Here is a 22,212-nt window from a genome sequence, read left to right as displayed (position 1 = left end):
ACCAGAGCGGCGTACTGCTACCCAGTGCCTTCGGCATCGCACTGACACAAACCGAAGAACTATAAAGATTAGATCGAACATTTCTGGGATTTCTGTCCAACGGCAAAGTTAGCCTGCTTTTGGGGCAGGGATTAGCGCAAAGGTGGTGTTATACTCAGACAAAGTGCAGAAAGTCAAAATCCGTAACTTTCTTGAATCCATGCTGACAACTACTCAATTTGCGCCCCTGCTAAAGCAATTGTCTTACTCCGATAAGCTCTTATTACTTAACTTTCTTGTAGCCGAGTTGCTCAAGGATTCTGGTATTGTACCGATGTCTATTGAAGATGATCTCCCTAGACAAGGTTTACATGACTCTTTTGAGGCTGCCGCCATTCTTGCTCAAGCATTAAAAGAGAAACAAGAATTGACTCATGGCTAATAAGGTAAGATTTGCTTTCACTGAGGTAGATTCTAGTCTTGGGGCATTAAGTGCGCTTCCTTATTTACCATTGACATTAACTTATCAAAGTCAATCCTTGAATGTTTCGGGTCTCTTGGATACTGGCTCTAGTGTTAATGTGTTGCCCTATGAAATGGGTTTAGCTTTAGGTGCAGTCTGGGAAAATCAAAGGCTATCTCTGCCATTAGGAGGTAATTTAGCTAGATTTGAAGCTCGTGCATTGGTTGTTAAAGCTACTGTTGAGCAATTCCCCACCGTAGATTTAGCCTTTGCTTGGACACAAGATAAATATGCGCCGCTAATACTAGGACAGATGAACTTCTTTCTTGCCTTTGATGTCTGTTTTTACAGATACGACTTAGCATTCGAGATTAGTCAAAAATAGTTTGACTGGAGAAAAAATATGTGCGTTACATTTCATTAACTAAGCAACCAGCGATCGCAGTTTCGCCTCAAGCGATCGCCCTATGAAAAGAGATTAATTTGTCTAAAGATTTGCTAAACTGAGGACAATAATCGCTTATTTTCAAGGTGTTAACTAAATGTGGTGGCAAAGTTCTCGGTTAGACCGTATTGAAGCCAGTCTAGAGGCAAGTCAGCAGCGAATAGAGCGAATAGAAAGCAATATTGACAGATTAGCAGCAATCAGTGAGGCAACGAATCGGCGTATTGATCGGTTTGTGGAAGCTACTGCTCAACAAATGGAGGAATCTAAGGCTCGTATTGACCAACTGCAACAAGGGATGGAACAGCTTCAGCGTGCAGTTGGCTATTTTTTAAGTCAGGACGGTAACTAACGATCGCCTTTTCAAAAATCAAAAAACCCCGTTAGCTTACAATCACTTGCTTCAATGAATGAGCATGGTACTACGGCTAGAGAAAAAAGAGGTGCGTTACATTTCATTAACTACCAGAGCGGCGATCGCTGATCTATGATTTGAAGGTCAACACCTTGACCTTGGAAAAGGTGATATTGTGTACCTAGTTTATGACTTGGAGCAAAGTTAAATATGCAAGACGAGCAACTTGACGCAAGTTCAAATCCAGTTTCTGAGCAAGGTACAAAACCAACTGTCGAAATAAATGTATCTAGCAAAGATACGAGAGCTTCTTTGAGGGAAAACTACGGTAGTGAATTCAAAACCCACCTTCTAGAGCAATATAAGCTCTACGTCGAGATGGCAGACAGAGTAAGTTCAAGAAGGGTTCAAACAGCCAGTTTTTACACATCTATACTGTCTGCTCTTCTAGCTTTACTTTCTATCACAAGCAATAAAGAGCTTTTTCAAGGTCCACAGAGCTTTGTTCTTCTCACCACTGCAATTCTTGGATTATGCCTCTGCGTAGCCTGGTCTGCAAACATCAATTCATACAAACAGCTTAATTCACTAAAATTCAAAGTTATTCATGATATGGAAACTCACTTACCATTCCCGTGCTATGACATGGAGTGGAAAATTCTCAAAGAAGACAAGAACAGGCGACGTTACTTTCGCTTGACCGCAATTGAGCAGTACATTCCCATAATTCTTGCCGTTCCTTATCTATGTTTATTAGTTTACTCCTTGGTCAAACTTTTCAGTTAACTGTTACGGTTGAATTACTCAAGTTAAGCAGTGGAACGAGAGCATTATGAACTTTGTATCGTTGAGAATTTAGTTTCTTTGATCTTGCATTAATTAGACCTTTGTTGCCAAAGGCATACTCAAACTCAAACTGGTTTTCTCTGACTTCTTTACCAAGAATTGAAAGAGATGATAAATGCTCAATTAAATAATCTAAAAACTCCTCTGAATCAGACAAGTTAGCATCACACATAGCAATATATAAAGTATCTCTATCAATCACTTGTGGACAGTCAACTAATTGGTAGAGAAATTCTTTAAGCTGATCTATTGTAATACCATTTTCAACCATCATTGATGTAAAAACCCATGATGAATAGTTCTTATAAGCCGACTTTATATCTTCTTCTTCAATGGTCAAATGACCTCTAGAAATAGCTTTCTCATGAGCATTTTTAAAGAAGTAAATAATGTCTCTCGGTCGTGGTATTAATTTCTCATAAATATAATCTTTTATAGGAATATCATCAACTGTTTTAACAATGTACTTGTCCCATAAACCTTCCGCAAGCAGTTCGTTGCCACTTAATTCAACAAATCTTTGCTCTATAATTCTAAACAAAACATCTTTGTCGGCTAATTCTAGCAGATTAGTATATTCAACTTTGTCAGGTTCTCTAGCTGTATCGAGAATGTATCTGAATATGTCACTTCTTAGAAAAATAGTCAGATGAAAATCTATTTTTTTCTGTTGACCTTTAACCCTAAATGAAGATAGTTCCCTGACAATTCTTCCCGTAACACCAAGCAATCCTAAAATCCAGTCACTTTGTAGATTAAGTTTATTACCTTTCTTCCATGATTTATCGAGGTTATCGATAAGTACTAAAATTTTTCTGTCTTTATCAAATAACTCCGACAATAGATTTCTTATAGTAGCTAAAGTTTCTTCATGTATAACCTCAGCCAATCTTATTTTGAAATCTGAAAATTTTTCTCCCGCATTAATTATATTGGTTTTACGAATATTCTCTAATACCTCTTCTAATCTTTCAGAAAAATCCTTTAGGAATAGATCAGCATTTTCCTCAACGAAATTCTTAAAATCCATCTCAGCTTTTTTGAGCGCATATAATGGTTTCAGATTAATTTTTAGGTAAATTGACTTGGCAACTTCAGTATAAATTAAGAGTTTCCATGCACTTTCAACTAGATAACTTCTTTCATATTCTTCTGAAGGAACTTGTAATATTTTAACCAAAGCATCTATTTCAAAATTTATCGGCTTAATTAAGCAAACATGATTTCTAGAATCTTTTTCCAAAAGGCTTTTTAAAGAATATAGTGTCGCAGTTTTTCCTGTTCCCTTTCTTCCAATCACTATATTATAGTCGTTCTTAATAAGTGTTGATAAGCTGAACGTTTCAACGTAGTAATCTGGTAATTCTTCACTTTCGTGTTCTGCCAAAAATTCGCCAAAACTAATTTGTTGAAAATCTGTTGTCTTTTTCTTGATCTCCCGACTAATGCTCTGCTGTGAATAGTATTCTAAAAGTCGCTTCTTTAAAGGATCTAGAAATTCAGAAACTATCTCTTCGCATCGCTGTTTATTATCGTATGTAATTAAAAAATCTCTATAATTAATTGGAACTTCATAAGGTTTTTCTGCAAGCATCAAAAGCTCTAGATCATAGCCTAAAGCTAAACCAGCAACGAGCGAACATTTGGAGTTTTGGAGTTCGTGTCCCTTTCGAGATGTTGCAGAGAACTCTATTAAAGCAGCATTACTCAATTGCTCTAGATACCACTCAATAGGTTGAACTCTACTTTCTGATGAATCATCTATAGTACAAGGGATTTTGTAATCTGAAATTTTATTGGAAATAACACGACTATATGGGGTATCAAACTGACTCTTTAGGAAAAGCAAAGGTTTACTAAACCCAGCACCTTGTCTTTGTCTTTGAATTTTATAAGGATTAGAGTCTGAGATGAAAGAGGTAAAAGCTTGTAAAATATCAGAGCTATTAACATATTTGTGATAACCAGTTGTTGTTAAAGATGAAAATTCTTTATATCGCCTTACTGATTCATTGTGTGAATAATCAAGTATTAAAAATATAAATTTATTCTTTGCTATCGCATATCCAAGCTCAAAAATAACGTTATCACTGAAGCCTGTTAAATCAGCACAAAAATAGTCTGATTCATCAATGGCTCTTGTTACCTCATCAATGATGAGCTTACCGTTGACAGTGTAGCTTTTCCAAGACTTTAGTAAGGCAATTCCAGAATTATTGACAAGCATAATTGCTTCTTCAATTGACTCCCCCACTGATTTAGGCTGACCACTGTAAGCAAAAAAACCAGTTTTCATGCTACTAACTCCTTATGAAGTACCCGCTATAACGCTGGTATCAAATTATATTTAGCTACTTATCCTAGCGTATTTCCCAACAACTTGCCGCCTCCAAAGCAACCTCACGACAACTCCATACTTAATATTGATGGGTCATTTTAAAGACTGTCACCACCAAGGACGGAGGAGCATAACTGTTGATTATACGGAAATTTTCGGCATATCACCCCATTTTAGGGCCATCGCCGGAACTTTTCCGCGTATCATAACCAAAAGCGTATTAGCCAGATTAAACAACCTCTTTTAAGTAGATTCCTAACAACAAGCTGCAATAAAATAGACTTTTCGGGAAGTCTAGCACTAATTCTTCAATCCACCCCACAATTACCTAATTTTCGGGGAAAAAGTGCCTAAAATTTCCCCTCGATCGCTCTTATGTCTGGCACTTTTTGAGGGCAAAAAAATCTAAAAATCTTAGCCAACAATGTTTTTAGATTTATTCAGCCAACCCTAAGTTAAATTTTGAGTTGATCGATTAAATCGCGCATAATTTTGGCCGAATTATGTAACTGTTCCGTTTCTCTGGGACTAAGAGCAAGATTCAGGGTTTTAATCACTCCTTTCTCGTTAACCACCGAGGGAATACTTAAACACACATCTTTGAGACCGTATTGACCATCAAGGAGAGTGCTAATAGTGAGAATTCTTTCTTGGGAACGTAAAATCGCTTTAACGATATCCGTGGTAGCTAAACCGATCGCATAGCTAGTATAACCCTTGCGTTTGATAATTTCATAGGCGGCGTTTTTAACCTGAAGAAAAATTTCTGTTAAGCTTTCTTGGTCGGCTGCGCTTAAATCCTGCCAATCTCCTTCTAGTAACCTTGCTCCTCCGATATTGGCCGAACTCCACACAGCAAGCTCACTATCCCCGTGTTCACCGATAATATAAGCGTGGACGTTACGCGCATCTACATGGAGTTGGGTGGATAAAAGAGAGCGTAAACGGGCAGAATCTAGCACCGTACCCGAACCAATCACCCTAGAAGGCGGAAAATGGGTGATTTTCAGGGTAACATAGGTCATGATATCGACGGGATTACTCACCACCAAAATCAAAGCACTGGGGCAGTAAACAGCCACATCCTCCAGAATACGGCGAAAAATCGCCACATTTCGCTCAAGGAGATGTAATCTGGTTTCTCCCTCTTTTTGGGCAGCCCCGGCAGTAATAATCACCACATCGGCATTTTGTCCCACATCGGCCACGGTTCCCATTTTCAAGTCTGTGGGTTCAATAAAAGGCATTCCGTGCCTTAAATCCATCACTTCCCCTTCGACTTTATCCGTGGCGATATCTTGCAGAATTAATTCATCAAAACAGTCTTGAATTAACATCGAGTAAGCGCAGGCCATCCCCACCTGACCAACACCGATAATTACCCCCTTGCGAGGACGCAGAGGAGCGGGTTTTTCAGCGTAGGGATTGGGAGTAAATATTTTATCTAGCATAGATTTTTGCAGTTACTGGCTCGGTAAGCTCATTTTAAGGGGAAAAGGTTAATATCAGGTAAAAAGAGACTATCAAGAGATTTTGAGGCCATTATCGGCAATTTTTTTCTGGTAAGTAGCTGGTTATAATTAAATTAAAAATGGATTTTAGGTTCGATCCCCCCTGCCCCCCTTGATAAGGGGGGTGTCTGACAACTTTTAACGCCTACCTACTTAATTGGTCGGACGAATTTCTTGTCTTTGATTCCCTGACCCCTAGTTTAAGAGAATTGAGGGCTGCTGACAGCTTCAGGCTATATCCTAAAATTAGGAATAAGGTTACAGTAGGAGGCGAACCGATGATCTATCACATCACTACAGAAAGAGGTTGGCAAATAGCTCGTGAAATGGGGGAATATCGGGCGTATTCCCTAAAAAATGAGGGATTTATCCATTGCTCCACCTTAGAACAAATTCCGAAAGTTGTGGCCGCTTTTTATCAAAATCAGCCAGACTTGCTGGTTTTAGCCATTTCTCCTGAACAATTGCAGTCCCCGGTCAAATGGGAGCAGCCCCAACATCCTAACCCAGAAAATGCCACTTTAGAGCTAGAAAAAGAGACCTTTCCCCATATTTATGGTGCTATCAACCTAGAATCGGTGGTTTTTGTCAAACCCCTACAGGAGTTGCTCAATTCCTAGAACTAAATCATCTAACTCTTGGTAATCGGGGAGAGTAGTATCAATGCTCAACCCGCGCCGAATCACAAGGCGATCCCACTGTGGTCGCGATAATAGCTCGCTAAAGTAGCGAGCCTTGAAAATTAACAAATTTGCCTCTAGACCCGTCTTAATGCGCCCTAAATGGGGCAATCCGAGCAGATTTGCTGGGGTGAGGGTGACACTATTTACCCAGTCAGCGTAGGGTGTGTCGAGATGGGCAATCCGCACCGCTTGGGTAAAGACTTCTAAACCATCGTGATCCCCAAAACCATAAAAGGGATCGCGACAGTTATCACTGGCAAAAGCCACCGGAATTCCCGCTTTTTTCATCTCTTTTATCTTAGTTGTCCCGCGCCAAAAAGGGGTTTTTTCCTCTTGACGATCCTGTAGGTAGAGATTGCACATCGGCAAGCTAACGATAGCAATGCCCGCATTTTTGACTAAATTTAGGGTTTCTTGGATTATTTCAGGGGATTGTACCGCTAAACTGCAACAGTGACCACAGATGATTTGTCCGTCAAATTGCTCTTTGATAGCAGTACGCGCGATCGCTGCTAAACAGGTAGAATCGGAATCGCCGTTTTCATCCAGATGAAAATCGAGATTTAAACCCCTTTCTTGGGCTAATTTGAAGGTAATATCAATTTGTGCCTGTAAATCTGGATTTGTGTAGGCTACTCCCCCTAATATGCCCCCAAATTCGGCAATTTTATCGGCTAAGGCCGCTCCTTCGGAGGTTTGATAGTAGTCAAGGGAAACTAGAGAAACCGCTTGCAGGGTGATTTTACCGGCCCATTGTCGTTGCAATTCTGCCAAAGCAGTTAAGCTAATCTGTGCCTGTTGACCAAAAGAGTCGATATGGGTGCGAATAGCCGCAGTTCCGTGGGCATAACTGCATTTAACGCCGAATTCCATGCGACGATACACATCCTCTAAGCGCCACTCCCGTCGGGAATCCTCTAGGGCCATTTTTAAGGCGCCGTCAAAAGTGCCATCATGGTTAGGACAACGCTGCCAACTATGACCTTTATCGAGATGGGTGTGCATATCGACAAAGCAAGGAAAAACAATCTTTTTTTTGAGGTCAATAACGGGAATATTATCTTCGGGGGGGATTGTTGAGGTAATGCGATTAATGTTACCGTCATTAATTTCCAGATTAACTAAGGTTAATCCCTCGGCGTTTTGGGGAGAGAAACTCTCATTTTCTAGCAGGGAAACGGGAATATGAGCATTTTTGAGCCAGTAGCGCTCGCTTGAGGGAATCATAAGACCTCTGGTAAAAATCAAAAATTGTTGTTAGGGTTAGGAGTCGGTCGTCGGTGCATCTCACATTTGCAGGAATACCGACAATCAGCAATTATCAGTAACTCTTAGATGATTACAAATGTATCAGCAGCTGCGTGTAAGCATCCCACCGAAAAACTAATGCGCGGGGGGTTTGGGGGCGGCGCCACGCCCCCAACGGGGGGTTTGGGGGGTAGAACCCCCCAAAAGCTTGGATTGAGTGATAAAATCGGAAGTAATGCCCAATCTTAGCCGAGAGTTTCCCCGTCAAAATCCCAATTGGTAGATGTACAAAAATGAGATGCAGCCTCGGTCGTCGGTCGTTAGGAGAATTAAGAATGAATAATAATCAATTAAGGGGTATTAAGTAAGGAGTGTTCAATGGCATTAACAGTGCTATCTTTTCCCTGATTAATGTTTACTGATAAACCGGTAGGCGTGGCTTTAATTCCCAGCCATAAACTGCTAAAAATTCCTTTAATTTATCGGGGTGTAAATGGAGGTAATCGGGATTAACTTCATCGATAAGGCCAATACCGCCTAAATCCCGCGCTCCTGCCGCTAAACAATCCAAGAGAAAAAGAGGATCGGGTACTAGATTCGGGGGAATTTGAATGACAATATCTGGGGGCAAAATTTCCCTCGCTTGTCTAACCAGATCGGGTAATTTTTGCAGATCAAAAGGATTATTTTGCCACTGTTCTCTTTTACCCGGATTATAGGGTTGTAGGATCACTTCTTGAATATGTCCCCAACGTTGATGAATAGTGGCAATAGTTTCTAAGGTTACTAAGCGATCGCATTCTGTTTCACCAATTCCTAATAATAACCCCGTGGTAAAAGGAATTCCTAATTCTCCCGCCCATTGTAACTGTTCTAAGCGCAGGGATGGCACTTTACTAGGGGCATGACGATGGACAGTATTTAATAAAGTCACTGTCATTTGTTCTAACATTATACCCATAGATAGATTGACATTTTTCAGTTTTTCCATCTCGGCAAAAGTTAAAATACCTGCATTGGTATGGGGATAAAAACCCATATTTAAAGCCAATTCTCCCAAATTATAAATATGCCGAAACCATAACTCTCGATTGGCTGCTAAAGGATGAACTTCCCCGCTAAGAATTAAAATTTCCGTAATTTCCGAACCCTGCAAAGCAGTTAAAATCTCTTTTGCCTTGTCTAAACTTAACCAGCCATCAGTGCCTAAATCCCTGCGAAAATTACAATAACTGCAACGATTGAAACACTCGTAGGTAGGTACAAGGGTATGAGAGGGACTATAGGTGACAATTCTTGACATTTTTTTCGGGATTGCAGTTCATTACGAGCATTCAAGGGCGATAAAATTTGCTATCGTGGGGAGAATTGCTGTTTTATTCACTTAAAAACACCCTCCCTTTTCGCTTCCTCCTATGATTTTCGATCCTGCCAGTCTTCCCTCCCATCGTCAAACGATTCGCCCGATTAGCGCCACAGCCCTGCACGGAATTGTATTTCAAGATAACAAATTAATCGCTATCGACGCAAAAAACGGCTATTTATACCAAATTGCCCTCGATAATGGTCATACAAGCGTACTTAATTCCCATCGCTGGCAAGAATTCGTCGGGACGACGGGATTGGCAATCGATGATCAAAATCACCTCTGGTTTACTACCCGCGAAAATCTCTACTGCTGCACTCTCGAAGATTTTACCCCGAAATTTTTTACCCGTCTTCCCTACACCGCTAACGGAGTCGCCGTAACTGGTAACACAATTTATGTCACTTGTCAACGTTCTGGACAAATCTTTATATTTGATCGCCAATCGGGACAGGAAATTACTCGTTTGTACGCGCCTGGTATCGGCATCGAAAATATCACCATTCGCGGGGAAGAACTTTGGTTAACGGATACCCTAGAACAAACGGTTTACTGTCTTGATCGCGCCACGGGAGAACAGCTTTTTAGCATGATAACTCCTTTTGAATCGCCGACGGGATTAGCATTTTATCGCGATGCGAACAGTGGCAAGGATATCCTATATGTGGCCTATGCTTTCCAGGAACCCTTTATCCGCGATAATCCCAATTCCGAACAGGTTTACGAACTTAGTTATCGTCCGCGTACTTTTGTCCATCCTCTATATTTTCACTACGATCCCGCTAAAAAATACGCCCTTTCTAACGGTTATCTGATTGAATTATCCTACGTCGAGGAATTGGAACCTCTATATAATATCGAACTAAAAGATGTGGAATGGCGCATCGCTTTACCCTTAGAAACACCACGGCAAAAAATTCGCAGCGTCGAAGCGGTGGGATTGCCTTTTATTGAAGAAATTCAAGACGGGCAGCGGGTGGCAGTATTTAAGTTCGATAAAATAACCGCCAAACAACGTCATATTTTTGGTTGGAAAGTAGTCCTAGAAGTGTGGGGAATTAAATACCAAATTACCCCCCAAGATTGCGAAGATTTACCCCCCTTACCCGCCGATTTTCCCGATCGCTATTTGATCGATAATGATGATCTGGCCATGAATACAGAAATTATCCTCAATGCTGCCGAAGAAGCGATCGGTCGGGAAACCAATCTCCTCAGAAAAGTTTATAGTATTCGTAACTACGTCTATGATCAGCTTTCCTACGGCATCAAACCCAACATCGACACCCCCGATATTGCCCTGCGGCGCGGAGTGGGTTCCTGTGGCGAATATGTGGGTTTATTATTGGCTTTGTGTCGTCTCAATGGTATTGCCTGTCGCACAGTAGGACGTTATAAATGCCCACCCCATCCCCTCGAACGTAATTTACCCCTCGAACCGGATTACAATCACGTCTGGATGGAATTTTATCTCCCCTCTATCGGTTGGGTTCCCATGGAGTCCAATCCCGATGATATTTTTGAAGGCGGTCCCTATCCCAATCGTTTCTTTATGGGTTTAGCTTGGTATCACACGGAAATTGCCAAAGATATCCCCTTTGAACGAATGCTGAGTGAAGGACAACCGGTGTTAAAAACCCAAGTTCCCATCGGCGATTTAGCGATTAATCACGTTCAATTCGTCATTCTTGAGGAATTAGCCCCAAAAGACTAGAATTCTGAGCCATCATCTAGGATGCCCATTTCTCTATCTCTGGCTTCTTTGAGTTCTTTGACCATTTGCAAACCCGCGCCCACACAGAAGCCCAAGGCTGCCCCGGCACCGGCAAAATAACGTCCATAGATGATTTGATAGTTATAGGGATTTTTATAGTTGACTTGGCTGGGATTGCGTTCAATGCGGCTAATGCCATAACCGATACCTGCCCCGACTAAAGCGGTAACAAGGCCTGAAAATAGAACTAGACGAAAGTTCATGATCTTATCTCCCGATGGACTCTGACTTTAGATTATCGCTGAAAATTAGTTCCTGGCAAGCGATCGCAATAATTTGTTAAGTAGTCGTGCCAAATCAATTTCCCTTGAGATGTGTAATTAATTTTGCTTAGGTACTTATTAAGTAAATAAACTGGCATCAACCCGAAAATATGCTCCCAAAGACCTAGCTTCTGACTGATTGATGCTACGTTGTCCACTGATTATTTGCTCCACTGCGTCAGGGGAACCCAAAATAGTAATTAGCTCTGCATATTCTATATCATTAGCTTCTATAAGATGTTGTAAAGTCGCTAAAGGATTTATGTCAGGAATTGGATAATTATCTGCCTCGAACCTTTCGATCAAACTAATCAATAACTCCAGTAAAGCTTCCTCCTCTAAACTAAGTTCCGAGCGATGTTCCAACTCTTGAGCAATTGCGATCGCTCGCTCGTTTTCCGCCTCTGTGGTGATTGCTTTTGGTTGATAGTGAGCGAGTAATTCTCCATAGGTTTTAGAATTAAAAGTAAGCATCATTTTTCCAATTTCCTTTATCGTACTCGGCGTGGGTAAGAATATATTTAATATAGATAGTCTGTCGGCTATAAACTAGATCTACAATTAGACGATAGTGATTTCCTTTAATGTTAAAAACAGTGAAATTACCAACAGATTCAGCACTTTTATAAGTGGCTTGCACATCGATTAGATTTTGCCATGCTGCTTTACTAGCGACTCTATACCAATCATAGAGAGACTCGCAGGAATTAGCGTTGGTCATACAGAAATCGCGAAGTATTCGACGGCTAATTACCCGCATAATACAAATATACCTCTGGCAGTTTCTGTCAATAGCAATTATATCTCAATACCTAGGCTAACTCAAGCCGGCGGGCTGATTTGCTCACACTTTACATCCCGTAAAATGGTAGCACTTGGGGCTAGTGGGGAGGTTTTCCCGCTTACCAGCTAAATTGAGAATATCAGGGGCATTGATGCCTAAAGGGAGACAAAATGTATTAGGCTAAAAACTAAACTATTTTGGCAAGATTTCTTTGAAGACCTCCTCAGCCTACTTATTGGTTTTCCACGGTAGTCGCGATCCGCGTCCAGCCATGGCGGTGACACAATTAGCAGCCTTAGTTCAGGAAAAAATTAGTCAACCCGCCGAAAGATTGGCGAGTAAATCGGAGTTTAGCCCATCTATAGCGGTTATAGAAGCAGATAATCGGGTATTAGTAGGGACTGCCGCCCTAGAATTAGCGATAACACCTCTCCATCAACAAATAGAAGCTTTTGCCCAACAAGCACAAAGCCAAGGATGTAACCGGTTGCAGATTATCCCCCTGTTTCTCCTGTCGGGGGTTCACGTTAAAGAAGATATTCCCGCAGCCGTGGCCAAAGTGCGATCGCCAATTAAGCTAGAGTTAAAGCCCCATTTAGGCAGTTATCAGGGCATAAAATCGCTGTTATCCCGACAATTTGCCGATTTAAGCCACCAAGACCGCATTTTACTGTCCCACGGTAGTCGTCGCCCCGGCGGTAATCGGGAAGTGGAAAATCTAGCGGCGTTTTCTGGAGCAATTACAGCTTATTGGTCGATAGAACCGAGTTTATCCCAACAAATCGAGAGTTTAATTGCTCAAGGTAGCCAAAAAATCGCTATACTGCCCTATTTCCTCTTTGCTGGTGCAATTACGGACGCGATCGAAGCCCAAGTTTTTGAACTAGCACAAAAGCATCCAAATGTCAATATATTTTTAGGTAAATCTTTAGGGGCGACGGGGGAATTAGCCGAGATTATTGTTGAGGAAGGATGTGGATGAAGCGGGCAGCGATCGCTTTAGGCGGTAATTTAGGAGATTCAGCGACAATTTTAGGGCAAGCTTTAGGGGAATTAGAGCGAGTCAAAGGAATTAAACTAGAAGCTCATTCCCAATGGTATCAAACCGCGGCCGTCGGCCCTCCTCAGCCCAATTATCTCAACGGTTGCGCCATTGTGCAAGTGGATTTATCGCCCTTAGATTTACTGCATAAATTATTAGAAATCGAGCAGTTATTCGGGAGAGTCCGACGGGAAAGATGGGGACCGCGTACCCTCGATTTAGACTTAATATTTTATGAAGACCTGATCTTAGAAACGCCCGAATTACAGATACCCCATCCCCGCTGCCGAGAACGGGCCTTTGTGCTGCTTCCCCTGGCGGAAATTGCCCCCGATTGGCGAGATCCCGTAACCGGAAAAACTATCCTTCAGCTATTGGGACAATTGGGATTGGGGGAGTAGGATGTTAGGTGTTAGGGTTTTAGTGGAAAACTTCCCTAGTTTCTTTTCACTGATTACTGATTACTGTTCACTGATCACTGAAAAGTCTTCCCCTAACCCCAGATAACCTCATCTCAGTTACCGCCCCGAAACCCTACAATAAAGGCAGCAGCATCAATAAACAGTAAAAAAATCAACCGTGACCAAGACCCCATCGCTCGAGGAAACTCATTACAATCAGGCTAAAGCTAGTTTACAACAGGCCTTAACTTGGTATGCCAGTTTTCGCCGCCATTGGAATTATCCCCCCGATCCCCAACTTCAGGCCGCCGTTAAACAGGATTTGCAGTCCCTCAAATCGGCCTTAGATAAACTGGATGAAACGGTGATTCGGGTGGCAGCCTTCGGGTTAGTCAGTCGCGGTAAATCCTCGGTGGTAAACGCTTTAGTCGGTCAAAAAGTCCTGACAACTGGCCCTCTGCACGGGGTGACACGCTGGCCGCGATCGGTGCGTTGGATACCAGCCACGGGTAAAATTCAGATAGAATTAATCGATACCCCCGGATTGGATGAGATTGAAGGGGAAGCACGGGCGAATATGGCCAGAGAAGTCGCTAAAAGTGCCGATTTGATTTTATTTATCGTTGCGGGGGATATTACCCGCACCGAATACGAGGCCTTAGGAGAATTGCGCCGGGCTAAAAAACCGATCATTTTGGTGTTTAATAAGATTGATCTCTATCCGGAAGCCGATCGCCGTCAGATTTTTCAGCAGTTACAGAGATTAGGAACCAATCGGGATGAAAAAACGTTAGAAGATTTGTTAACTAGCGATGAGATAGTTATGGTAGCCGCCGAACCGCAACCGATTCCCGTCCGGGTGGAATACCCCGATGGGCGCGTGGTGACTGAGTGGGAAACCCCTCCCCCCCAAATTGAGGAGCTGCAAGATAAACTCTTAACGATTTTAAATCGGGAAGGGCGATCGCTACTGGCCTTAAATGCTTTAGTGCAAGGGCAAGAAGCGGAAGAAAATATCGCTAGAAAAACCCTGGAACTTCGAGACAGTCAAGCGGAGGAAATTATCTGGCAATACGCGAAATATAAGGCTTTAGCGATTGCGGCCAATCCGATCGCTATTTTAGACCTCCTAGGGGCTTCAATCGTCGATTTGACTCTAGTTCGGGCTTTAGCTCGTTTGTACGGCTTGCCGATTACCAGTCACCAAGCTGGTCAACTCTGGCGGACTCTACTTTTGAGTAGTGCGGGGTTGCTGGTGGGGGAAATCCTCAGCACTGTGATTATCGGTTTGGGCAAAACGGCGGCGGCGGCGGCCAGTATTTTTGAAAATCCCACCTCTTTAACCCTCTACGGTAGCACCGCTCTCCTACAGGGGGCAATTGCTGCTTATGGAACCTATATCATCGGAAAAGCCGCTAAAATCTATCTAGAACGCGGTTGCAGTTGGGGGGCATCCGGACCGAGTACGGTGATTAATCAAATTCTCGCTCAAGTTCATCCGCAAACTATTTTATATCGTTTACGTCTAGAACTAGAGCAGTGATTTTAAAGGAAAAAGTAGAAAGGAAAAAGGAAAAAAGGCAACAGTTATCAATTAAATATTTCCTCCTGATGACCGACTCCTAATTTTAGAAACTTAATTTTTGACAACGACAACTAGCTAGAAATATTGAGAGAAAATCATGTCTGCTGCCCATAAGTCCTATATTCCCGTTCCCGTTTCTCGCCAAAAAAGCCAAGCGAGTCAACGCCGTCCCCAGTCACCAGTAAATCAGGCGACCCCAACGGCTAAACCGGCGACTAAATCGGTGGAGAGAGTTCCCGTGGCCCCGACACAAAAACAATTAGCCTCGCGTCAATTACGTTCCCTTTGCCTCCTAGAAAGAATAGTGGCCGTGATTACTTTTTGTCTGTTGGGTTCGACTCTGGGAATATATGCTTGGACGGTATATATTCCCAAGGTTTGGGACAAAGAATTTGGTAAACTGGAAACACTGCAACGTCACGAGCGCCATCTTTTGGCCACCAATGAAACCCTTAAACATCAACTAGCTCAACAAGCAGAAAAACCCGAAACGGGATTGACTCATCCCCAACCCTTCCAAACTATCTTTTTACAGCGTAAATCTGCCCCGAACCTGAAACCTGCCCCCGCTTCTCAACCCCAATCTACCGTCAATTCTCGACCCAGAAGTGCCTATTAACAGTTATCAGTTATCAGTTATCAGTTATCAGTGGGTAAGTTAAAAGTTATCAGATGTGAGTTTTTAAGTGTGCAGTATTAAATAGAAGTTTCCTACTGTCTTTTCACTGATTACTGGTTACTGATCACTGCTCACTGTTCACTGGTTACTGCTCACTGATCACTGAAAGATACTTCTCATGACTGACACAAAAAGACCCAAATTTAGAGGTAAAGAAACTCGATCGCCCTCTGGCAGGATCCGGGACAGAAAGTCCTATTTAAACGCCAAAAAACAGCAACAACAGTTAAAAAAATTGCCTTTGAGTAACGGACGATTGGTGGCGGTGTGGTTGATTTTAGTCATGGGTATTTTGGGGTTAGCCTGGCGATTGTACCAATTACAAATAGTACAAGCACAGGAATTGCAAAAAAGAGCCAGACAACAGCAAACTACCAGTATTAGACCCTATATTCCCCGACGGGCGATCGTCGATAGTAATGGTAATGTTTTGGCGACCGATCGCTTGATTTATACTCTTTATGTACACCCAAAACTGTTTGCTATTCCCCCAGCAGAAGTGGCTGATAAATTAGCTCCTTTATTAAATATTCCCACTAATCAACTAATTAAAAGATTTAAAGAAAAAGAAACAGGAATTCGTTTAGCCAATCAATTAACCGAATCCGTGGCTAGGGGCTTAAAACAATTATCTCTTGACGGTGTAGAATTAGAGGAAAAATACGCTCGTTATTATCCCCAAGACGATGTGGCAGCTGACGTGATTGGCTATGTAGATAAAGAACATCGTGGCCAAGCAGGATTAGAAAGAGGTTCCAGTCAGTTATTAGAAAGAGACCCTTTTTCTGTCAATACAAGACGCATGGGAGACGGGCGAATTTTACCAGCTTTTGTTCCCGATGGTATCTTTCAATTCGATGAATTACAGTTAGAAGTAACCCTCGATTTAAAACTACAAAGAGCCGCCAGGACGGCCCTACGAGAACAGCTAAAAAAATTTAATGCCAAACGAGGGGCTGTCATCGTCATGGACTCCCTTGATGGTTCTCTTTTAGCCCTAGTTTGTGAGCCAACTTTTAACCCCAACGAATACTATAAAGCCAATGTGGCTCTATTTAAAAATTGGACCGTAGCCGATCAGTACGAACCGGGGTCAACTTTTAAACCAATTATTATCGCCCTGGCTATGGAAGCAGGGGCAATTAAAGCTAATACAGTAGTCAATGATCCGGGGGCAATTACTGTCGGTCCCTGGACGATTAAAAATGCCTCTAAACAGGGTTATGGGGCGCTAGATATGGCCCGAGTTCTGCAAACCTCTAGTAACGTGGCCATGGTGCAAATTGCCCAAAAAATGGGGCGAGTTGATTTCTATAAAAGTTTATTAGGATTGGAAATAAATCAAAGGGTTGGCGTAGATTTACCCGGAGAAGTGGCAGGATATCTCAAACCCGAACCAGAATTTCTGGATAATGCCATTGAATCGGCCACCGCTTCCTTTGGTCAAGGTTTATCCCTAACGCCCTTAAAATTAGTACAAATGCACGGTGCGCTGGCCAATGGTGGCACCTTAGTGACTCCCCATGTGATCAAAGGATTAGCCGACGACCGCGGCCGTTTGCACTGGCAGCCCGATTATCCCAGCAAAAAAGTCTTTTCTCCCACCGTGGCCCGGCAAGTGGTGGAAATGATGGAAACCGTCGTCAGCAAGGGGACGGGGGTAGCAGCCCAAATCCCTGGTTATCGCATCGGAGGCAAAACGGGAACCGCACAAAAAGCTAGTCCGACGGGGGGTTATCTACCTAACGCCAAAATTACCAGTTTTGTCGCGATTTTACCGATCGAATCGCCCCGTTATGTGGTTTTGGTGGTGGTGGATGAACCCAAGGGTGCCAATACTTTTGGCTCCACTGTTGCCGCTCCCGTGGCAAAAACGGTGATGAATACGCTCATTTCCCTCAAAGGTATCCCCCCCACATCTAAGGTCGTTCCGGCCGGTTCTGCGACCAATAAACCCCCGCGCCATGATTAATTTAAGTGTTGAGGAGAAAAGCCGCTAAATTGTCCGGTAACTCCCATTCTAAATAGGGTCTGCTGAAAAAGTTTTTCGTGGGTGTGGGGTGTGGGGTGTGCGGTGTAGGGTTTTACCGATTTTCAGGTGGTCAATTACCTAATTTTCAGGGAAGAAGTACCTGAATTTTACCCCCGATCACTGCAAGGGTCGGCACTTTTTGAGGGAAAAAAAGTCTAAAAGCCTTATCTAACAAGGTTTTTAGATTTATTTAGCAAACTCTACTTAGGGCTTGCGGCAAAAAGTACGGGCGAAGCATTCGGATAGAAAATCTACGGTTTCACCGATAGGTTATTGCCCGAATGCTTCGCCCCTACAGGACGCAGGCCGATGAAGACGCAAGGTTTGGAAGCACGATTCTCTCAAAATCTTGCACCTGTTTCGCGAGAAAAGCCACAAAACCCTTACCTTGCCTACATTTAACATTTATTCAGCAAGCCCTACTCATCGTTTTTGTTTTAACGTTGAACCGATTCCCAACAGTCCGAAACCTAGCAATCCTAACATCGCGGAAGGTTCGGGAATGGGAGAAGCGTCAAGGGTTATAAGATCGAAATTTGCCTGCTCTCCATTAGAGGTCAGACGAATTTGTAATGCCTGCCCTAGTAAAGAACCGCTGCTACCACTGGTATAGCTAACGGTGACAGGTGCGAAAGTTTCGGCAGCGGGAGTAATACTATTGTTAGAGGCTAGAACTGTAGCTCCGGCTAAAAGTTCGATATTGTAGCCCGCAAAGGCAACATTTTGTCTGTGTCCGACATACACACCCAAAGTATATTTCGTGTTCGCTTGCAAAGTTTCGGTAAGTGTCTGGGAGATAGTTCCCCCGTTACTCCAGGCTACTTGATTTCCATTAGGAAGAGTCGGTGATGGACCGTACCAAAAACCAGGAACATCGTTTTCACCTAAGCCTGGATTAATAAACCCACGAGCCGAAGCTCCTGCGAACGTCCAGTTACCGGTGGTACCTATACCTGTATCGAGAATCCCCGATGGGTCAGTGATGATCGGGGCTTCAAAGCTATGATTCGCTATGAAAATAGATGCAGCCCTAACTTGCCCCTGCGGAACAATCATCAAACAAGAAGATGCGATCGCTATCTTGAATAATCCTAGCTTATCGCTACTAGCAAAAGACATTAATTTTGCTAATATTTTTTGAGTCATAGCCTCTATACTCCAAAGGAAGAGATTCTAGATTAATCATAGCAACACTTCAAAATTTCAGCAACACCAAGCACTGATCAATCCGTTTTTAGAGCTAATTTTGACTCTCGGTCTAATCTGCCTGTCTTTCTTGCTGTGACTCGCTTATAAGTTTTTAGGGATGTCTATTGATTGACCATAGGAATACTAAGAATACTAATAGATTGAACGTTTAGGCTCCACACAGAAGCGATTATACTAGAAACAGGCCATACCCTGTCAAGAGTAATGTTCCAAGAACTCGAAGCTATATTTGATCGGACAGTGCTTCAACCCGATGTTCCCTTAGAGCTAACGGTGGGTACGAGGGTAAGGATTCTTTTTGAGAGCGCATTGCCCAATGAAGTCAAACCGCCTAAAATGTTTCTTAAAACTGCCCAGTTTCTAAAATAGGGTGAGCTTGATTAGTCGGGGAAAATTGACCAATATTTGTATGGGGAGTTACCAACTAATGCTTACTTCTCTTAATCGCATTTTCTCGCCTATAGTATCCAGCGTTTTGCTTACCATAATTATCTCCAGTTGTCAAGGCACAAATGTATTAACTTTGGCGAATAATTCCCAGACAAATCAATGGCAAAAAGTGACCGTAATCGAGGGTTTAGAGCATCCCTGGTCGATGGTTTGGCTACCTAACCGGGAAATCCTCATCACAGAGCGTCCCGGTCGTTTAAGAGTGGTTAGAGAGGGCAAATTAGAACCAAAAGCCATCGCTGGAGTTCCCGAAGTTTTTGCCGTCGGACAAGGAGGATTGCTCGATGTGGCAATTCATCCGCAATTTGCCCAAAATCGCTGGATTTATCTAACTTATGCCCACGGAGACCAGGAGGCTAATCGTACCCGCGTCGCTCGTGCGGTTTATGATGGTGCAAGTTTGCGAGATGTGCGGGTTATTTTTGAAGTTTCCCAGGCAAAAACTGGCTCTCAACACTTCGGTTCGCGGTTATTATGGCTACCGGATGGCACTTTATTGGTAGCGATTGGGGACGGGGGCAATCCTCCCCTACAATTAGCGGGGGATTTAATTAGAAAACAGGCACAAAATCGGCAAAGTCATTTAGGTAAAATTATTCGCATCAATGACGACGGTTCTCTACCTAAAGATAATCCTTTTGCGGGTTCTAAAATTTGGAGTTATGGTCATCGGAATATTCAAGGAATCAGCTTTGATCCGATGACTAAAAGAGTCTGGGCAACAGAACACGGAGCGAAAGGAGCGGACGAATTAAATTTAATTGAAAAAGGTAAAAATTATGGTTGGCCAGTGGTTTCTGCCAGTCAAGAGTACGGCACTAATACCCCAGTTTCCAGCGAAAAATCTCGACTAGGTCTGATCGATCCGAAAACAATTTGGACACCTGCAATCGCTCCTTCAGGATTGGTCTTTTATACTGGTAATCGCTTTCCTAATTGGCAGGGAAATTTATTCGCCGGTGGTTTAGTTTCTAGGGATATTCGCCGTCTGGAAGTGGATAAATCGGGTGAAATTATCAATCAAGAAGCGATTCCCATCGGTCAGAGGGTGCGGGATGTGCGTCAAAGTCCCGAAGGATTTTTATACCTGCTCACCGATGAAGGTAACGGTCAATTAATTCGCCTTGAACCGCCATCTAATTTGTAAAAGTTCACAGAAATTATTATGGAAGCCCTGAAGATTTTTTAGCGAATTCTAGTATAGTTATGTTTGTACGGGAGCAAGCACTCGATTTATGAAGAAAATTTTACAGTTAGTGGGACTGGGTTGCATATTACCTATGTTCCTCGCCAGTGCAAGTTTAGCGGAAACAGTGGTGGAAAAAGTGGCTCGCACGGGATTTTTGACCGTAGGAACCCGTTTTGATGCGATTCCCTACTCCTACATTGATGATAAGGGGGAATTAGTCGGCTATTCTATGGATGTGTTGGAACGAATTAGAAAACGATTGGAAACTCGTCTCGGTCGTCCCGTCACCCTGCAAATGATTGAAGCTAATCAACCCGGAGAGAAAATTAATCTCATTCGTAGCGGGGACATCGATATCGCTTGTAGTACGGCTTTTACTTGGGAAAGGGCGAAAGTTGTCGATTTTTCCATCAGTTACAGCATTTCTGGGATTAGGATTTTAGCCAAAAAAGGTAGCAATCTCTCCACTCCTCAATCCCTAATCGGTAAACGCATCGCCTTGGTTCCCACTTCTGCGGCCGTGGATGTGATTAAATTAGTACAACCGCAAGCGACAATTGTTACCACCTACAGCACCGTAGAAGAAGCCCTCGAAGCTTTAAAAACTGGTAAAATTGACGCAATAGCGGGGGATAGCATCTCTTTAGCGGGAACAATCCTCAGAGATAACCCTAAAATCTACGAAATCGTCCCCGAAGAAGCTCTAGCTAATTTTGGCATTGCTTGCATGGTTCCCGAAAATAACTCTACTTTTTTGGATGATGTCAACTATGCCATTGTTAAAATGATGCAGGATTACATCACCAATGATACGGCCACCGTTAGTCAAATCGATCGCTGGTTCGGTAGTCAAGGCATGGTTCCCATCCCCCCAGAATTATTAAAGGGGTTTTTTGCCTTCAAAGTTATCGAACACGCCCAAATTAATCCCCAAGAAGCCAAATAGGAGCATAAATTCAGGTGAATATCAGCAATAAAACTGGTTTAGTCGGCTTTCTTCTCGCTTTATCTGCCTTCGGTCTGACTAGCACCGCTCAGGCCGCCTCAGACGAGGCTAATCCCATTGAAGCGCGTTTAAGTCGTCTATCTAGCGCTGTACGCGAACGGGTTAACCAACTGCCGGAAGGTACTGCCGATCCTAGTTTACAAGCTTTAGGCTGGGGAGATGGTGGCAATCGCGGTTGGGGGAATAGTCGTGTCGGTGGTTGGGTAGATGGTCGCGGTGGTAGTTTCGTTAATGCGCGGCCCTGGCGTAATGGTTGGTCTGACGGTGGTGGTTTCTTTAATTCCCGACCGCGCTGGGGTAATGGTGGCGGTTTCTTAAATCGTTGGTAAGTAAGGTTGGGTGAGGGGATAACTTTATCCCCGTCCCAACCCCGGTTTTACGATGAAATCTAGGGTGATTATTTTGAGGCAGAAAGACTCCATCGAGACGAAAGGAAAGTTGTTTGACTTCCACTGAGTCAAAGCGGTAGTTATTGGCTTCGCTGATAGGGAGTTGAATTAATTCAAAGAAGATAGAGGGGAATGATTGAAAGAGTTGATAAAAAATCGTGTCAGTTTTCATGCT

22 protein-coding genes and 1 pseudogene are annotated in these 22,212 nt (G+C 42.9%); 14 read left to right on the top strand and 9 right to left on the bottom strand.

The window, feature by feature from the left end; translation table 11 throughout:
- The first annotated feature begins 199 nt into the window (after positions 1-199).
- From IM450_RS18660 to IM450_RS18645, 4 genes are all read left to right on the top strand, one after another.
- On the top strand, positions 200-421 hold the full coding sequence (locus IM450_RS18660; RefSeq protein WP_002755098.1) for a hypothetical protein: 222 nt from the start codon (positions 200-202) through the stop codon (positions 419-421).
- Positions 414-827, top strand: a complete 414-nt coding sequence (locus tag IM450_RS18655; RefSeq protein ID WP_002794980.1) for a hypothetical protein — start codon at positions 414-416, stop codon at positions 825-827. The genes IM450_RS18660 and IM450_RS18655 overlap by 8 nt, the downstream gene beginning before the upstream one ends.
- A 157-nt stretch (positions 828-984) precedes the next feature.
- Entirely contained in the window at positions 985-1,239 is a 255-nt protein-coding gene (locus IM450_RS18650; RefSeq protein ID WP_002755102.1) for a hypothetical protein, read from the top strand.
- Between the two features lie 213 nt (positions 1,240-1,452).
- Positions 1,453-2,028, top strand: coding sequence for a RipA family octameric membrane protein (locus tag IM450_RS18645; RefSeq protein WP_287668358.1), 576 nt, complete (start codon positions 1,453-1,455; stop codon positions 2,026-2,028).
- On the opposite strand, the gene IM450_RS18640 is transcribed toward IM450_RS18645, so the two are convergent.
- The gene (locus IM450_RS18640) at positions 2,021-4,384 is read right to left on the bottom strand and encodes a P-loop ATPase, Sll1717 family (protein WP_287668360.1); all 2,364 of its coding nucleotides are present in this window, start codon (positions 4,382-4,384) and stop codon (positions 2,021-2,023) included. The genes IM450_RS18645 and IM450_RS18640 overlap by 8 nt on opposite strands.
- A gap of 497 nt (positions 4,385-4,881) precedes the next feature.
- Complete coding sequence (locus IM450_RS18635) at positions 4,882-5,877, bottom strand: L-lactate dehydrogenase (RefSeq protein WP_002803774.1); 996 nt, start codon at positions 5,875-5,877, stop codon at positions 4,882-4,884.
- A gap of 338 nt (positions 5,878-6,215) precedes the next feature.
- Here IM450_RS18635 and IM450_RS18630 point away from each other — a divergent pair, with 338 nt between their 5' ends.
- Complete coding sequence (locus tag IM450_RS18630; protein ID WP_002742163.1) at positions 6,216-6,557, top strand: DUF952 domain-containing protein; 342 nt, start codon at positions 6,216-6,218, stop codon at positions 6,555-6,557.
- Here IM450_RS18630 and IM450_RS18625 read toward each other — a convergent pair.
- Both IM450_RS18625 and cofG read right to left on the bottom strand, forming a co-directional pair.
- Positions 6,534-7,847 (bottom strand): cytosine deaminase, encoded by a 1,314-nt coding sequence (locus IM450_RS18625; protein WP_287668363.1) that lies wholly within the window; start codon positions 7,845-7,847, stop codon positions 6,534-6,536. The genes IM450_RS18630 and IM450_RS18625 overlap by 24 nt on opposite strands.
- Before the next feature lie 436 nt (positions 7,848-8,283).
- Positions 8,284-9,171 (bottom strand): 7,8-didemethyl-8-hydroxy-5-deazariboflavin synthase subunit CofG, encoded by an 888-nt coding sequence (gene cofG, locus IM450_RS18620; RefSeq protein ID WP_287668366.1) that lies wholly within the window; start codon positions 9,169-9,171, stop codon positions 8,284-8,286.
- A 112-nt stretch (positions 9,172-9,283) separates the two neighbouring features.
- On the opposite strand from cofG, the gene IM450_RS18615 reads away from it, so the two are divergent.
- Positions 9,284-10,948, top strand: coding sequence for a transglutaminase domain-containing protein (locus tag IM450_RS18615; RefSeq protein WP_287668369.1), 1,665 nt, complete (start codon positions 9,284-9,286; stop codon positions 10,946-10,948).
- Here IM450_RS18615 and IM450_RS18610 read toward each other — a convergent pair.
- From IM450_RS18610 to IM450_RS18600, 3 genes are all read right to left on the bottom strand, one after another.
- Positions 10,945-11,211, bottom strand: a complete 267-nt coding sequence (locus tag IM450_RS18610) for a hypothetical protein (RefSeq protein WP_149976144.1) — start codon at positions 11,209-11,211, stop codon at positions 10,945-10,947. The genes IM450_RS18615 and IM450_RS18610 overlap by 4 nt on opposite strands.
- A gap of 138 nt (positions 11,212-11,349) precedes the next feature.
- Positions 11,350-11,745 carry a helix-turn-helix domain-containing protein gene (locus tag IM450_RS18605; protein ID WP_287724201.1) on the bottom strand — a complete coding sequence of 132 codons (396 nt, stop codon included), beginning with the start codon at positions 11,743-11,745 and terminating at the stop codon, positions 11,350-11,352.
- Positions 11,732-12,031, bottom strand: coding sequence for a type II toxin-antitoxin system HigB family toxin (locus IM450_RS18600; RefSeq protein ID WP_061433475.1), 300 nt, complete (start codon positions 12,029-12,031; stop codon positions 11,732-11,734). Before IM450_RS18600 ends, IM450_RS18605 begins: the two co-directional genes overlap by 14 nt.
- Positions 12,032-12,326: 295 nt before the next feature.
- Between IM450_RS18600 and IM450_RS18595 the strand changes: the two genes are divergently transcribed.
- The 5 genes from IM450_RS18595 (at position 12,327) to IM450_RS18575 (ending at position 17,734) form a co-directional block, all read left to right on the top strand.
- Positions 12,327-13,037, top strand: coding sequence for a sirohydrochlorin chelatase (locus IM450_RS18595; RefSeq protein WP_287668388.1), 711 nt, complete (start codon positions 12,327-12,329; stop codon positions 13,035-13,037).
- A complete protein-coding gene (gene folK, locus IM450_RS18590; protein WP_287668390.1) occupies positions 13,034-13,498 on the top strand; it encodes a 2-amino-4-hydroxy-6-hydroxymethyldihydropteridine diphosphokinase in 465 nt (154 codons plus the stop codon). The genes IM450_RS18595 and folK overlap by 4 nt, the downstream gene beginning before the upstream one ends.
- Positions 13,499-13,676: 178 nt before the next feature.
- The gene (locus tag IM450_RS18585; RefSeq protein WP_287668374.1) at positions 13,677-15,041 is read left to right on the top strand and encodes a GTP-binding protein; all 1,365 of its coding nucleotides are present in this window, start codon (positions 13,677-13,679) and stop codon (positions 15,039-15,041) included.
- A gap of 139 nt (positions 15,042-15,180) precedes the next feature.
- On the top strand, positions 15,181-15,702 hold the full coding sequence (locus tag IM450_RS18580; protein ID WP_002803796.1) for a hypothetical protein: 522 nt from the start codon (positions 15,181-15,183) through the stop codon (positions 15,700-15,702).
- Positions 15,703-15,880: 178 nt separating this feature from the next.
- Positions 15,881-17,734: a peptidoglycan D,D-transpeptidase FtsI family protein gene (locus IM450_RS18575; protein WP_287668377.1), complete on the top strand. Its 1,854-nt coding sequence runs from the start codon at positions 15,881-15,883 to the stop codon at positions 17,732-17,734.
- A 483-nt stretch (positions 17,735-18,217) separates the two neighbouring features.
- Here the strand turns inward: IM450_RS18575 and IM450_RS18570 are convergent, their stop codons facing one another.
- A complete protein-coding gene (locus IM450_RS18570; RefSeq protein ID WP_287668379.1) occupies positions 18,218-18,940 on the bottom strand; it encodes a PEP-CTERM sorting domain-containing protein in 723 nt (240 codons plus the stop codon).
- A gap of 490 nt (positions 18,941-19,430) precedes the next feature.
- Between IM450_RS18570 and IM450_RS18565 the strand changes: the two genes are divergently transcribed.
- From IM450_RS18565 to grrA, 3 genes are all read left to right on the top strand, one after another.
- Entirely contained in the window at positions 19,431-20,600 is a 1,170-nt protein-coding gene (locus IM450_RS18565) for a PQQ-dependent sugar dehydrogenase (protein WP_287668382.1), read from the top strand.
- 88 nt (positions 20,601-20,688) lie between these two features.
- Positions 20,689-21,588, top strand: a complete 900-nt coding sequence (gene grrP, locus IM450_RS18560) for an extracellular substrate binding-like orphan protein GrrP (protein WP_002803813.1) — start codon at positions 20,689-20,691, stop codon at positions 21,586-21,588.
- Between the two features lie 14 nt (positions 21,589-21,602).
- Positions 21,603-21,977: a GrrA/OscA1 family cyclophane-containing rSAM-modified RiPP gene (gene grrA, locus IM450_RS18555; protein WP_287668386.1), complete on the top strand. Its 375-nt coding sequence runs from the start codon at positions 21,603-21,605 to the stop codon at positions 21,975-21,977.
- 58 nt (positions 21,978-22,035) lie between these two features.
- Here grrA and IM450_RS18550 read toward each other — a convergent pair.
- Positions 22,036-22,209 (bottom strand): annotated as a pseudogene (locus IM450_RS18550) (DUF2887 domain-containing protein); the annotation flags it as partial.
- Positions 22,210-22,212: the final 3 nt, after the last annotated feature.

The sequence above is a fragment of the Microcystis sp. M083S1 genome, from assembly GCF_020246405.1.
Lineage (GTDB): Bacteria > Cyanobacteriota > Cyanobacteriia > Cyanobacteriales > Microcystaceae > Microcystis > Microcystis aeruginosa_C.
The sequence above is the reverse complement of the archived record's forward strand: the minus strand, read 5'-3'. Positions and strand labels throughout refer to the sequence as shown.